The organism is Pseudomonas sp. SH10-3B (assembly GCF_019891415.1).
Taxonomy (GTDB): domain Bacteria; phylum Pseudomonadota; class Gammaproteobacteria; order Pseudomonadales; family Pseudomonadaceae; genus Aquipseudomonas.
This window is the reverse complement of sequence record NZ_JAFLXD010000023.1, coordinates 66,172-80,630: the sequence shown is the minus strand read 5'-3', so window position 1 is coordinate 80,630 and position 14,459 is coordinate 66,172. Positions and strand designations below refer to the sequence as shown.

General features: G+C 58.9%; 11 protein-coding genes. 8 read left to right on the top strand and 3 right to left on the bottom strand.

Annotation, left to right across the window (positions count from 1 at the left end; all coding sequences use genetic code 11):
- Positions 1-149: 149 nt before the first annotated feature.
- The 6 genes from J1G35_RS18115 (at position 150) to J1G35_RS18090 (ending at position 8,101) form a co-directional block, all read left to right on the top strand.
- Entirely contained in the window at positions 150-1,646 is a 1,497-nt protein-coding gene (locus tag J1G35_RS18115; protein WP_223015620.1) for a PLP-dependent aminotransferase family protein, read from the top strand.
- Positions 1,647-1,657: 11 nt separating this feature from the next.
- The gene (locus tag J1G35_RS18110) at positions 1,658-1,903 is read left to right on the top strand and encodes a DUF6124 family protein (RefSeq protein ID WP_223015619.1); all 246 of its coding nucleotides are present in this window, start codon (positions 1,658-1,660) and stop codon (positions 1,901-1,903) included.
- A gap of 199 nt (positions 1,904-2,102) precedes the next feature.
- Entirely contained in the window at positions 2,103-3,035 is a 933-nt protein-coding gene (locus J1G35_RS18105) for a chemotaxis protein CheV (RefSeq protein ID WP_223015618.1), read from the top strand.
- 75 nt (positions 3,036-3,110) lie between these two features.
- The gene (locus tag J1G35_RS18100; RefSeq protein WP_082341033.1) at positions 3,111-4,217 is read left to right on the top strand and encodes an HD-GYP domain-containing protein; all 1,107 of its coding nucleotides are present in this window, start codon (positions 3,111-3,113) and stop codon (positions 4,215-4,217) included.
- 133 nt (positions 4,218-4,350) lie between these two features.
- Positions 4,351-6,513 carry a methyl-accepting chemotaxis protein gene (locus J1G35_RS18095; protein WP_223015617.1) on the top strand — a complete coding sequence of 721 codons (2,163 nt, stop codon included), beginning with the start codon at positions 4,351-4,353 and terminating at the stop codon, positions 6,511-6,513.
- A gap of 148 nt (positions 6,514-6,661) precedes the next feature.
- Entirely contained in the window at positions 6,662-8,101 is a 1,440-nt protein-coding gene (locus tag J1G35_RS18090) for a phospholipid carrier-dependent glycosyltransferase (protein WP_223015616.1), read from the top strand.
- 15 nt (positions 8,102-8,116) lie between these two features.
- On the opposite strand, the gene J1G35_RS18085 is transcribed toward J1G35_RS18090, so the two are convergent.
- On the bottom strand, positions 8,117-8,605 hold the full coding sequence (locus tag J1G35_RS18085; RefSeq protein ID WP_016976786.1) for a TIGR00645 family protein: 489 nt from the start codon (positions 8,603-8,605) through the stop codon (positions 8,117-8,119).
- A gap of 164 nt (positions 8,606-8,769) precedes the next feature.
- Here J1G35_RS18085 and J1G35_RS18080 point away from each other — a divergent pair, with 164 nt between their 5' ends.
- Positions 8,770-10,593 (top strand): hypothetical protein, encoded by a 1,824-nt coding sequence (locus tag J1G35_RS18080; protein WP_223015615.1) that lies wholly within the window; start codon positions 8,770-8,772, stop codon positions 10,591-10,593.
- Positions 10,594-10,600: 7 nt separating this feature from the next.
- Here J1G35_RS18080 and J1G35_RS18075 read toward each other — a convergent pair whose 3' ends face one another.
- Together J1G35_RS18075 and J1G35_RS18070 are read right to left on the bottom strand one after the other, a co-directional pair.
- Positions 10,601-10,918, bottom strand: coding sequence for a hypothetical protein (locus J1G35_RS18075; protein WP_053137877.1), 318 nt, complete (start codon positions 10,916-10,918; stop codon positions 10,601-10,603).
- 298 nt (positions 10,919-11,216) lie between these two features.
- Complete coding sequence (locus J1G35_RS18070; RefSeq protein ID WP_053137880.1) at positions 11,217-13,655, bottom strand: ATP-binding protein; 2,439 nt, start codon at positions 13,653-13,655, stop codon at positions 11,217-11,219.
- Between the two features lie 267 nt (positions 13,656-13,922).
- On the opposite strand from J1G35_RS18070, the gene J1G35_RS18065 reads away from it, so the two are divergent.
- Positions 13,923-14,411 (top strand): DUF3015 domain-containing protein, encoded by a 489-nt coding sequence (locus J1G35_RS18065; RefSeq protein ID WP_027605327.1) that lies wholly within the window; start codon positions 13,923-13,925, stop codon positions 14,409-14,411.
- Positions 14,412-14,459 lie beyond the last annotated feature (48 nt).

Below are 14,459 nucleotides of genomic sequence, written 5' to 3'. Positions count from 1 at the left end.
AGACCAGACCACGTTGCGCGGTCGGCTCAGCGATGCTCGCGCGCAAACAAGCCTGATCAACGAGGTAAAGCCTGGGGTGGCGAGGGCCAGAGTCTACGGATAAGCTGGCCTGCCCTTACCTGCCATTTCATGGAAAGAGAGCAGACCACATGGCAAAGGCCTTCGAGCTGGAAACCCTGAAGATGCGCCTCAACGACGCGGAGTTTCAGTTGCTGGATCTGCACCAGCGGATCCAACGTGCGTTGCGTGCCCTGATTCTCGACGGCGCCCTCGGCCCCGGCCTGAAACTGCCCGCCACGCGGGTGCTGTCCAAGTCACTGGGCTGCGCCCGCGACACTGTTGAGAACGCCTATGTGCAGTTGCATCGGGACGGGTTTATCGTGCGCCGCGAAGGGGCTGGCAGTTATGTCTGCGACACGCTGGGCGTCGAATTGCGCGGTGCCGGTCGTCGACGTCTGAGGGCTCAGGAAGTCAGGAGCAGTGTCGCCGCACCGGGCGCTGCACTCAGCCAACGCGGACGGATGATCTTCGACACCGGCGGCGTGCGCGATCAGCAAGTCATCAAGGCATTCGCCACCGGCCTGCCGGAAACCCGCAGCTTCCCGATGGATGTCTGGGAGCGCTTGCAGCGCCAGGTCATGAAAGACTATCGCGCCAGCGTGCTGCTGCATGGCGACCCACAAGGGGTCGAGCCCCTGCGCAAGGCGATTGCCACCTACCTGAACCTCGAACGCGGCGCCAAATGCTCCCCCGACCAGGTACTGGTCTTGAGCAGTACGCGTCAGGCCTTGTACTTGTGCGCGCAGTTGCTGGTGGACGCCGGCAAGCCGATTCTGCTGGAAAACCCCGGCTATTACGGCGCCCGCAAGGCCTTCGAAATCGCCGAAACCAAGGTGCTGCCCATTGATGTCGATGAACGCGGCATCCGCACCGACCTGCTGTACGCCGACCGCAGCGGCGCCAATTGCGTGTATGTCACGCCCTCGCACCAATACCCCACCGGCGTGACGTTGCCGCTGGAGCGGCGTCTTGAGTTGATCAATTGGGCGGCACAGAAAGGCAAGTGGATCATCGAAGATGACTACGACAGCGAGTTCCATTACGACGGGCAACCCACGGCGTGTGTGCAAGGCCTGGACAAGTATCAGCGCACGCTCTACATCGGCACATTCAGCAAGACGCTCTACCCCGGCCTGCGCATGGGGTACATGGTGCTGCCCCCCGAACTGGTCAAGCCCTTTGCCTATGCGCGCAGCATGATGGACGGCCACACGCCGCAAACGCTGCAACTGACGCTGGCGCGTTTTATGGAGGACGGCCATTACAACGCGCATGTCCGGGCCATGCGCAAGCTCTATGCCGGACGCCGGTCGAGCATGCACGACGCGATCGGCAAGTACTTGAGCACGGTGGTCACCGCCGAACTGCCGCCGGGCGGATTGCAAATCCCCTGCTTGCTGAAGGCCGGATGGTCCGAGGAAAAAACCATCCGCCAGGCCGCCGCTGCTGGCGTACAACTGTCCGGCCTCAGCGGCTTGTACGTGGGCGACCCGAAGCAACAGGGCTGGCTGCTGGGCTACTCCTCCCTGACCGCACATGAAATCGAAGCCGCCACGTTGCGCCTGGCCAACGCCCTGAAAATCTAATCGCCCAGCGCATGGTTCGTCAGCAACTGCCGGGCCTGGGCGGCCATCCGCGCAACATATCCCCCGAAACTCTGCTGATCCAGGCCAGCGAAACCCTCGCCTCACTCAACGCCATGACCACCGATCTGGCCTTCGAGCTCGAAGGCGCCAACCGTCACAAGCTACTGGCCACCCAACACTTGATCGTGCTGGGTGAACGGTTGGTCGAGCGAGTGATGGTACTCACCCAGGGCACGCAAACGGGCTTCCAATCTTAATCATTCTCAACACTTAAAGTAGCAAGTTAGCCAACTAACGACTTTCAACCATCCACTTGAATAGCTCATCATCCGCATCGCTATCGCTTTAACGATAAACCCTGCGATTATTTTTATTTCACATATATTTTACATCCCCTTACATATGCTAGTGTCATTAAGGCATCAATGCTATTCCAACCAGAATCAAGGGGTGTGTATGGCAGGAGTAATGGCATCCGTTAACAGCCGTACGCAATTGGTCGGCCAGAACAGGCTGGAATTATTGCTATTCCGCTTCAACGATCAACAGCTATACGGGATCAACGTCTTTAAAGTGCGGGAAGTTATCCGCTGCCCCAAGTTATCCATACTACCAAAGTCTAATAACAACATTTGTGGCGTTGCCAATATACGCGGCGCTTGTATCCCTATTCTAGACCTCGCGATGGCAACAGGACTGCCCGGCATCACCGATAAAGAAAGCGCTTTTATTATACTTACGGAGTACAACAACCGCGTTCAAGGTTTCCTCGTCCATGCGGTTGAACACATCGTCAATTTGAACTGGGAAGACATTCATCCGCCCCCCAAGGGCAGCGGTGACAACAATTACCTGACGGCCGTTACCCGTGCCGATGATCGTCTGGTCGAAATCATTGATGTGGAAAAGGTACTGACGGAAATCTCGCCCTCGTCCGAAGAAATATCCATTGGCGTGGTGGACGACGCGGTCACCCAACAGGCCAGGCACCTGCGTGTGCTGACCGTGGATGACTCGATGGTGGCGCGTAAACAGGTGACCCGCTGCCTGGAGACGGTGGGCGTCGAGGTGGTCGCGTTGAACGATGGGCGCCAGGCGCTGGATTACCTTCGGGCCATGCTCGACGAGGGGCGCAATCCCGACGAGGAGTTCCTGATGATGATTTCAGACATCGAAATGCCGGAAATGGACGGCTATACCCTGACCGCCGAAATACGCAGCGACCCGCGCATGGCCAAGTTGCATATCGTGCTGCACACCTCCCTGTCGGGCGGTTTCAACCAGGCCATGGTCAAGAAGGTCGGAGCCGATGACTTCCTGGCGAAGTTTCGCCCGGATGACCTGGCAGGCCGCGTAGTCGCACGTATCAAGGCCGCAAACACTGTCTGAAAGGCAAAACGAACTTGCTCAAGCCAAGGAGGCTGATAAGAAACGCATAAAAAGAACATCAACAGAGGGCATACCATGTTGAAGTGCAATGAACTCAACCTTCAGGCGCCTCACGGCGAGGCAAAGCCATTCTGGCGGGACAGCGCACCGTCAGAGGGGCCGTGCGCCTTGGGCTGCGGCGCTCAGCCGCCCGCCCCCGCACCAACGGCTGTGCCAGCCATCCCCACATCCATGCAGGACGAGTTGCTCGCCGCACAGGAAATCTGTAGCCGCGCCAAGACCGCCGTTATCGAAATGTTCGGCCATGCCCGTATGGGCCGGGCCCTGGAGCTTGAACACATCAGTGCCCTGGTGGACGACATTTCGAGCTCGATCGCCCGCCATCCCAATGCCTTTATCAGCCTGGCACGCCTGAAAAGCGTCGACGACTACACCTACATGCATTCGGTCGCCGTGTGTGCGCTGATGATTGCCTTGGGTAATCAATTGGGCCTGTCCACCGCACTGATTCGACGCGTCGGGATGGCCGGACTGCTGCACGACATCGGCAAAATGACCATACCGGGCGCCATCCTCAACAAGCCTGGACGGTTGAGCAGTGACGAATGGCAACTGGTGCGCACCCACCCACTGGAGGGGGAAAAAACCCTGCTGGCAGCCTCGCAGATGTGCGAGATGGTGGTGGATGTGTGCCTGCATCACCACGAAAAAGTCGACGGCAGCGGATACCCCCATCAATTGGCGGGGGACCAGATCAGCCTCGCGGCCCGAATGGCTGCGGTGTGCGATGTCTACGACGCAATCACCTCGGACCGTCCCTACAACCAGGGCTGGGACCCCGCCGTCGCCATCCAGCAAATGTCCACATGGGCCGGGCATTTTGATGACGAGGTGTTCCGCGCGTTTTTAAAGTCCGTGGGTATTTACCCAGTCGGCTCTATCGTTCAATTGAAAAGTGGCAGTATCGGTGTAGTGATAGAACAACATCCCGACTCATTATTGACGCCAAAAATAAAAGTGTTTTTCCTGCCCGTTCTAAATATCTATGTAACGCCGAAAACAATTGACCTGAGTGATCCCGCACAACCCGACCGAATTGTTGCGCGAGTACCACCCCAGCGTTACGGTTTTAAAAATACCGAACGTTTATGGCTCGATGAAGATATGCCCGAAAAGCGTTAAGTAATGCCCAGTGCTGTACAGCATGCCTATGCCTAAACAGCCGACGACCAAACAATAAGCCTCGCGTGCAAAAAGACATTGGAATGCCAACATCCGTTTATGTTGGTAACTATTAGCGTGGGCAGGAAATATCATGAAATTCAACTCATTGCAGACTCGAATTTGCTTCACCGCCGGACTCTGCCTGTTTATCTCATGTGCGAGTTTGGTGTCATATGGCTTGTACTCCTCGAACGCCAACCAGGCCTATGTAGGCACTGAAGTTTCAACCCTGATTGAAAGCGCCACCATCCGCGAAGTGCAAAACCTGGCCGAGTCGCGTGCCAATGCCATCCAGGCAAAACTGCAGAACGCCTTGGACTCGGCACGCACAATGGCCAATACGCTGGGCGCGAGTAAAAGTGCCCAGAGCCCGCTGACCCTGGGCCGTGAGCAGATCAACACGATGCTGCTCAGCGTGCTCAAGGACAACCCCGACTTCAACGGCACGTATTCATGCTGGGAGCCGGATGCGCTCGACGGCCAGGATCAAGCTTTTCGTATCAATGAGGGCGGTAACAACCCGTTGACGGGCCGCTTCACCCCCTACTGGACACGCAGCTCAGATGGCCATATCGCCGTGCAACCGCTGGTTGAGTACGACTCCGATGCCCGCCACCCCAATGGCGTGCTGAAGGGCGGCTGGTACTCCGGCCCTCGGGACACCCAGAAAGAAAGCGTACTGGACCCACTTCCCTATGTGGTGCAAGGCAAAAATGTATGGCTGACCACGCTGTCGGTACCTATCACCGCCAATGGCAAGTTCTACGGCGTCGTCGGTGCTGACTTCGACATCTCGTTTATCCAGAAGCTCAGCGAACAAATGTCCGCCGACCTGTATGGCGGCAAAGGCTCCGTGGCGATCCTGAGCAATCAAGGGCTGGTGGTGGCCGACAGCAAACGCCCGGAACTCATCGGTCAGTCACTGAAAGCCTTGTTGCCCGGCACATGGGAAAAAGTGCTGGCCAATGTGCAGAAGGGCCAGGGAGACAGCCGGTTCAACCAGGACTCCCAGGAAATCGAAGTGCAGATGCCGATCAACCTGGGTCGCACCGGCAAGCCCTGGGCGATCGTGATCCATCTGCCCAAGGCCGTGGTCATGAGCCAGGCCATGGCCCTGGAGCAGGAACTGCAGTCACGTGGCGTCAGGAGCAGCATCTGGCAGGTCTCGGTCGGCGTGGGCATCTCGTTGCTGGCATTGCTGGCGTTGTGGTTTGCCACAGCGAAAATCGTCGGCCCGATTCGTGAAGCCGCCGCCCTGGCCGCCAACATCAGCCTGGGTGATTTCTCTCGTCGGCTGGTGCAAAAGTCTGAAGATGAAGTCGGCCAATTGTCCTTTGCCTTGAACGATATGTCGGAAAGCCTGCAACGCCAGGTACGCGTGGCCGAGCGCATTTCCGAAGGGGACCTGGATCTGGAAGTACGCCTGTCCTCGCCCAACGACACCCTGGGCAAGTCGTTGGAAAAAATGGTCGGCAACCTCAACACCCTGATTTCCCAGGTGCAGGCCAGCGCCACGCAAATCACCGGCAGCTCTGCGCAGGTCACCGAGTTGAGCCAGTCGCTGTCCGACGGCGCGTCGAACTCTGCATCCTCCATCACCGAAATCAGCGCGGTGATGACCCAGATGGCAGCCCAGACTACCGACAACGCCGCCAATGCGAAAAAGGCCGACGAGCAATCCCAGGCTTCGCGCGCCGACGCCGGGGAAAGTGACAAGTTGATGAGCGAATTGATCGCGGCCATGGCGGAAATCGACAACTCCGGCAAAGACATCACGGCCATTATCACCACCATCGACAATATCGCCGCTCAAACCAACCTGCTGGCGCTGAACGCGGCCATCGAGGCGGCACGTGCCGGCGAACTGGGTCGTGGTTTTGCGGTGGTCGCCGACGAAGTCAGGAGCCTCGCCGCCCGCAGCGCCGAAGCCGCTCAGCAAACCGCCGCGCTGATTGCCGATTCTTCGACCAAGACGCAACGCGGCATGATCATCGCCGGCCGTACAGCCGACTCGTTGAGAAATATCGTCACCGGCACCAGCACGGTTTCCAGCCTGGTGTCGTTGATCTACCAAGCCTCCAGTGAGCAGGCTTCCGGCCTGCAACAGGCAAGCATCGGCCTGGAGCAGATCGACGAAGTCACCCAGCAGAATCAAGCAAACTCCCAACAATGCGCGGAGGCGGCCAAGAACCTGTCGGAACGGGCCAACTCCATGCAACAGGGCCTGAGCCGCTTCAAAGTCAAAGCCTCGTAATGCCTCACGCGAAGCCAGGGGGACGTCAACCTCCTGGCCCAACGACATAACCCCACTCTCATTCATGAAATATTAAGAATCGTCTCCCTATACTCACCGATTGCGTGCCGTTCCCCCGAACGGCCTCCTGTCTCGGTAGCCAGACTCCATGACGCGTCCCGTTCCCCTGCTGCTCCTGCTTGCTGGTCTGTTGTTCTTCTTTGCCCTGGGAAACCATGAACTGCAAGGCTCCACCGAGGCCCGCGTGGCGGGGATCGCCATGGCCATGCACTTGGACAATAACTGGGTCGTGCCGCAGCTGTTTCGTGAACCCTTCCTGGAAAAACCGCCCCTGAGCCTGTGGCTGGACGCCGGAGCGATTCGCCTGTTTGGCGGCACGCCTGGGGCCGTACGCCTGGCCTCGGCATTTGCCGGTCTGTTCAGCGTGATGCTGCTCTACGCAATGCTGCGCAGGTTCGGGCGCCCGAAGACACTGGCCTTCAGCGCGGCACTGATCCTGGCGACCATGGCCAGCTACTGGAGCAATGTGCGCGGCGTGGGGGAAGACTCACTGCTCAGCCTGGGCGTGACCACTGCACTGCTGGCGTTCTACCAGGCGATGCGGCCTGAGTCCGAGCGCCAAGGCTCCACAACGTGGGCCTGGGCGTTGTTTACCGCCGGCATGGTGATCGCCACCTTGAGCAAAGGCGTGCTGGGCCTGGCGATGCCGGGCATCGTGATCTTTGTGTACCTGGCCAGCACCAGCCTGATGGACAAGCGCCTGCGCCTGGCCGACTGGCTCAAGCCGGCGCTGTTCACCCTGCTGGCATTGGTGCCGCTGATGATCTGGCTGGGCTTCCTGTTCCAGCGCGGCGGGATGCAGGCCGTGGGCGAAGTGCTGTGGACCAACAGCGTCGGGCGCTTCAGCGGCTCGTTTGTCGAGGCTGGGCATTACGAACCGTTCTACTACTACATCGCCAAACTGCCCGAGGCTTTCCTGCCGTGGAACATCCTGGTGTACCTGGGCCTGTGGCATTTCCGTAAAAGCCTGGTGCGTAACCGCTATCGCCTGTTTTTCAGCGTATGGCTGGTGGCGCAGTTCACCCTGCTGACGCTGGCCTCAAGCAAGCGCACGGTTTACTTGATGGCCCTGACCCCAGCCGCCGCCGTACTGGCCGCAGAATATGTGCGGGTGCTGCTGGAATGGCTGAAGGATCACAAGCCGGCCTTGTACACCTATCACCGCCGCGTGATTGGCGGCGTTTTCACCCTGGCAGTGGCGTGCTACCTGATCGCTGCTTTCTGGTTCGCGCCCAAAGCCGACGTGCGCCAGTCATTTGTGCCGCTGATCAGTCAGATCCAGGCACTGCAAGCCGAAGGCAGGGAAGTGGTGTTATTTCAGCCTAACGAGAGAATCGCCGGGGCCAGCGTGTTCTACACCCAGGCCTACCTGCCAATCCTGCAGACAGAAACCGAACTGCACAGCTACCTCGCGGCCAAGCCCGGCAACATTGCGCTGCTGGACCATACCAACGAGTTGACCACCAAGGTCACGGTGATCAAGGAGATGGCAATCAACCGCCAGCCCTACTACTTCATCGAGCAGTAAGGCCGGCGTGGGGCATCAGTGCTTGGTGACCTTGTCCAGGTAACCCATGGCGAACGCCGAGATCACGAAGGTCATGTGGATGATCACGTACCACATCAAGTGTTGTGGATCGACGTTCTTGGCGTCCATGAAGATGCGCAGCAAGTGGATGGAGGAAATCGCCACGATGGAGGCCGCCACTTTCATCTTCAACGACGAAGAGTCCATGGTGCCCAGCCAGTTGAGCTTTTCCTTGCTTTCATCGATATCCAGCTGCGAGACGAAGTTCTCGTAGCCGGAAATCATCACCATCACCAGCAAGCCGCCGACCAGGGCCATGTCGATCAACGACAGCAGCACCAGGATCAGTTCCGACTCGGCCATCGAGAACACGCTCGGCAGCAGGTGAATCACTTCCTGGAAGAATTTCAGCGCCAGCGCCAGCAACCCGAGGGACAAGCCGAAATAGATCGGCGCCAGCAGCCAGCGCGAGGCGTACATAGCATTTTCGATAAAGCGTTCCATTGGATCTCACACAGCATGGCTAGAAATGGCGGCGAGTATACCAGCCGCTATAAGACACCTGTAACCACGAGAAAACTGACCCAGGCGGCTTCTGTAAGAGAATTTTTCTGCTAGTGTCGAGCCCATCAACTCGGCTCAATGACGTCGGACAGGAAGAAACTCAGATGATGGATGTGCGATCCCCTTTGGCCAGCCTCGGCCTGTGCGCGGCATTGCTGCTGGCCGGCGGCTGTTCCCCAAGCGATGAGCAGAAACACACCACCCTCGAAGAGAAAACCGCAACGTTCGAACAATCCCTCGACAGCATCCAGGACCCCAAGCTGCGGGATGCGGTGGCCGACCTCGGCGGTTCGCTGCTGTTGCTGGAACGGGCGCGGGTCAAGCTCGCCACCAAGCCCGTCGAAGCCGAATACGGCGAAGATACCCTCGCCCTGCTCAAGCATTACCCTACACCCCAGGGGCTGGTGGACACCTACATCAATGGCTTATTCGTACTGCGCAAAAACTCACACTCCGACTACCTGACGGACTTGCAGCCGGTATTCCCGTTCAACTTCAACATCCCGGACCAATTCCCCTTCCCCCATGGCCTGGAGTGGCAGTCCGTCACCTTGAGCAACAACAAGGTCGTGCCGTTCCAGCCGGAATGGTCGGAAACCGATCCCGGCATCCAGTTGAGCCCCAGCAGCTCCAACCTGACCAACCCGGATGACCTGACGGTGACTTACCCGTTCATCGATGGCATCGAGACGGAAAACAAAAGCCAACCGCAGCCCATCAGCCTCAAAGGCACAGTGGAAGTGATCGCGCCGGGCAAAGTGCTGACCTTCGATCTGTCGAAAAAGGACGTGGGCCATAAGCGCACCGACGGCAACATCACCGTCAACCTGCTGCTTCTGGAAAAGAACTACGCCGAAATCGAGCTGACCAACAGCCAGCCGCTGGCACCTGAAGTCGGTGACGAATCGCCTAACCCCTTGCTGGTGCAGGCGCGGGACAGCACCGGGCAATTCCTCACGCGTTCGGGCTCGATCAACGAAAGTGCTGCGCAAGTCGAGTTCTACGAGAAGCAACTGGCGGAGATGCAAAAACAGAAAGCCTGGTCAGATGCCTTTGAAAAGCAGTTGACCGATGAGCAGAAAGCCTTCGAACACAAGCAGAGCAGCCATTACGCCAAGGTCTATTTCAATGGCGTGATCGACACCCTGCAGATCAACGTGCTGGATTTTTCCACGGCCACGGTCACCCGCAAGGATCTCGACCTGCCGGTGCTGCGCTTCGACAAGAACAGCCTGGAAAAGACCGTACAAGCCTTGCCCATGCCGGTCACCGTGTATGACGACGGCGCCGCCAGCTGGCTCAAGGACGCGACGATGACTGAGGAGCAACTGAAGAACAGCGTCACCATCAGCCAGTCCGTCGAAGACGCCAGCGCCGCCCATATCGTGTTCGACCACCCGTTCACCTTCAATGACGACCTGGTGGGCAGCGAGCGCAACAGCAGCGAATCGCCGGTGACGTTCTTCACCGCCGACGAAAAAGGTGAACGTGGCGAGCCCATCGAGTTGCCCACCGAGGCGTATGAATTGAACCCGGCGCGCGGCACCCTCACCTACGACCTCAACCTGTTCCCGGAAAACCCGGCATTTGTGGTGGGTTCGATCCCGCTGTTCCTGGCGACTATCGAGAAAGGCGACATCGATGCGGCCAAGCTGCCCAAGGGTTTGTCACTCAAGGACAACGCGCTGATCGTCGACCAAAAGGAATTCCCCGCCGACAGCTGGCGCTTCTACGCCAAGGACGCCAGCGGCAACTACCTCAAGGAAATCCTCGGCGTCAGCCACCGCGCCGAGGAATACGGCACGGCATTGTTTGACGTGCATTATTTCTACGGCCGGCCAACGGCGTTTGAAAGCTACCAGCGCACCGACCTGAGCACCGTGCAGTACGGTTTCGAGGTCAAGCTGGACAAGCCTGAGAACAAATGACCGGTCGTCACAGGGCGAGCCGTTCATGTCCACCATTGAGCTGCCGCAGATGGGCCTGCATATGCAGGCACCAGATCTGCGGGTCAGCCGCCACCTCATAGCCGTACAAAGTCAGGCTATCGACGATCGACTGCAGAATGGTTTCTGCCACAAAAGGCCCATGAAACGGGCCTTGGGACTTAATGGTGGAAGGCTGCTCGCCAGTCATTCCGGCGGCAAACAACAAGGTCCACATTCCGTTATCCCCCGCGAGCGGGCGAATGGAACATTCAATACGGGTGACCAGGCCGAAGCACTGGCGGGTGAGGCAGAGGTTGCGCGGCATGGCGGCGACCCTCGGTAGATCGGCGTTCAACCTCAGCCTGAAGCGAGGCTGTTTCTATCCAGCGACTCCTGTGGATATCCCTACGCTCAGAATAGAAGAAAAACACGACAAACCAAGGCTGTAGGGACCAACGGACATTAGTCCCTCAGAAAGAAGTCAATTTAGTGACGCAACCAGATCCAAATGTGGGAGGGCGCTCGCTCCCGATGCAGTGTGTCAGTCGACATCTACATGACTGACCTATCGCAATCGGGAGCAAGCCCCCTCCCACAGGTTTGATCGGGCCTGGCCTCAGAACTCAGGTGGGCTTGGCTTCGGCCAGCGCCTGCTGTGCCAACTCCTTCTCGGCTTCCTTCAGGTCTTCCTCGCTGATCATCTCGGCAATCGCGCGCAAGCGCTCGACCACCCGGGCATTGACGGTGCCTTCCGGGAACTGCCCCTCGGCGTCCGGCTCACCGGCATCCTCGCCCACCAGCAGGCTCAACGCCTCATCCGCCTGGCGCACCGCATAGATGTGGAATTGCCCAGCACGCACGGCCTGCAACACCTTCTCATCCAGCATCAGAGTGGCGACGTTGGCCTGGGGAATGATCGCCCCTTGCTCACCGGTCAAACCACGGGCTTCACACAGGCGGAAGAAACCTTCGATCTTCTCGTTGACCCCGCCCACGGCCTGCACTTCACCAAACTGGTTGATCGAACCGGTGATGGCAAAACACTGTTTGAGCGGCGTCTTCGACAAGGCCGAAATCAAGGTGCACGCCTCGCCCAAGGACGCGCTGTCACCGTCCACGTAACCGTAGGACTGTTCCAACGCGATGCTCGCCGAGATCGCCAGCGGGAATTCCTGTGCATAGCGGCTGCCCAGGTAACCGGTGAGGATCATCACGCCCTTGGAGTGAATCGGCTGACCGAGGTTAACTTCGCGCTCGATGTCGACAATGCCGCTGCCGCCCGGATACACCGTGGCGGAAATCCGTGCCGGCACACCGAACGCCGAATCACCGACCTCCAGCACCGTCAGCCCGTTGCACTTGCCGACCGCCGCGCCAGCGGTGTCGATCAGGATGACTCCGGCGAGCATGTCGTCGAGAATCCGCGCCGACACACGCCCGGTACGCGTAGCCTTGGCCTTCAGTGCACGCTCGATATGGCCAGCATCGGTCATCTCGTCGCCCGCCAAGTGGCGAATGAAATCCGCCTCGCTGACCAACTGGAACAAATCGCCAATACGCGCCGACAAACGCCCTTGGTGTTCGGCCAGGCGTGCGCTGTAAGTGGCCAGCCGCGCGACCGCGTCCGAGGTCAGCGGCGCCATGCCTTCTTCCGAGGTCCGGGTTTTGAGCAACTGGGCGAACTGCTCCAGGCTCTCATCCACCATCGGGATGTCTTCGTCGAAGTCCACCAGCACCCGGAACATCTCCTGGAAGTCCGGATCGGCGTCCTGCAACGCGTAATACAACTGGCGCGAACCGATGATGATGACCTTGACCTGCAACGGGATCATCTGCGGGTTGAGAGTCACAGTGGCCAGGCGGCCCAGTTCGCCCAGGGGCGATTCCATCTTCAGCTTGCGCGACTGCAAGGAACGCTTGAGGGCGTCCCACACAAACGGCTCGCTGAGCATCTTCTCGGCTTCAAGAATCAGGAACCCGCCGTTGGCACGGTGCAAAGCGCCCGGTCGCAACTGGCGATAGGTGGTATACAGCGCGCCCTGGTCGGTGCTGTATTCGATACGGCCGAACAGGTTGTCGTAGGTCGGGTGCGGTTCAAACACCACCGGCGCGCCACCGTTGACCGGATGGCCCACCACCAGGCTCGGGCAGTATTGCTCTTCGAGCAGCTTGCGGGCCTGGGCGTCGGTCTTGGCGTCGTCCACCAATTGTTCCACCACGGTTTTCAGCAGGTACACCTGCATGGCCTGCAGGTAACCGCAGACGCCGGCGTTCTCGGCGTATTTTTCCGACAGCGGCGCTAGCAATGGTTGCAGGGCCAGGGTGATGGTTTCTTCGTTGAACTGACGCAGTTGGTTGTTGGACTCGCGCTTCCACTGAGGGAGGCTGGCCAACTCCTCGTTGAGGCGTTCTTCCAGCTCGGAAATATCCGTATGGAAACGCTCGCGATCCACTTCCGGCAGCTGCGAGAACTCGGCTTCATCCAGCGCCTTACCGTCGAGCATCGGCGTGAAGGCGATGTTGGAGCTGTCGCGGTACAGCGCCACGTCCTTTTCCAGGGCCAGACGTTCGATCACGTCCAGCGCCTTGTCGTAACGCTGGTTGAAGGCGCGGTCGATGGCACTTTTACGCTGTTGATAAGTCGGGTGCTCGAACACCGCCGGGAAGGTCGCGACGAGGTTGTCGACCAGGCCATTGATGTCAGCAATGAACGCCGCTGCCGCACCGCCGGGCAATTCCAAGGCGCGGGGTTCGCGAGGCTCGTCAAAGTTATTCACATAGACCCAGTCCGCCGGGGTCTGCAGGCGCTTGCCTTCAGCCTTCAGGTAACGTTTGACGAACGAAAAGCGGCCGGTACCCGGCTCGCCCATGACAAACACGTTGTAACCGGGGCGTGGCATGGCCACACCGAACTGCAACGCTTCAACCGCGCGTTCCTGGCCAAGCACACCGCGAAAGGGCTCCAGATCATTGGTGGTCGAGAAGCTGAACTGTTCAGCGGAGAAAGGGCGAGTCAGCGCTTCGGGCGCTAGACGCAAGCTGGCAGCAACAGGATCAGGCATCGGGCTTCCTTACATCAGGCGGGGCAGATGACGGCATTCTGGCTCTCCGTTGCGCGCTCTGGCAAGGCGAGCCGTAGGGAAAGCATAGACACGGAACATACCCTACAAAAAAAACGCGACATTGCTGATTGTTTTATAAAAACACACGGAACCCTTGGAACATGCCTAAACTCCAAACTGCGCGGGTTGGACTAATAACCGATCCCAGGGGCGCTATGAAGTGCCTGAACCCTTGTCCATTGGTTTGCACACAAAGAGAACAAAGCTATGAAACGGATCCTTCTCGGTACTCTCTTCACCGTCGTCTCCCTCAATGCAATGGCTGAAGCACCAGGCGGCCCTAACTGCGGTTGGGGCAACATGTTGTTCGAAGGCCAGCGCGGTACTCCGGCTCACTTCCTGGCTTCCACCACCAACGGTACTTCGGGTAACGCCACCTTCGGCATGACCTCGGGCACCAACGGTTGCAGCACCAACAGCGCGCTGACCTACGGCGGCAAGTCCTGGATTGCCATGAATGGCATGATGAACGAGCTGTCCGAAGACATGGCCAAGGGTAATGGTGAAGCACTGACCACCTATGCCGTGGTACTGGGCGTTGCGCCGGAAGATCGCGAGCACTTCGCTGCCGTGGCTCACGAACACTTCCAGCAAATCTTCAGCAAGGCCGATGTAACCGCTGAAGACGTGCACAACAACACCCTGGCTGTACTGAAAGGCGATGCCCGTCTGGCGAAATACGCTACCCAGGCTTAAGCTCGACCTGCCCGCGCCTCCCCAGGCGCGGGTTTTATTTTTGGACCC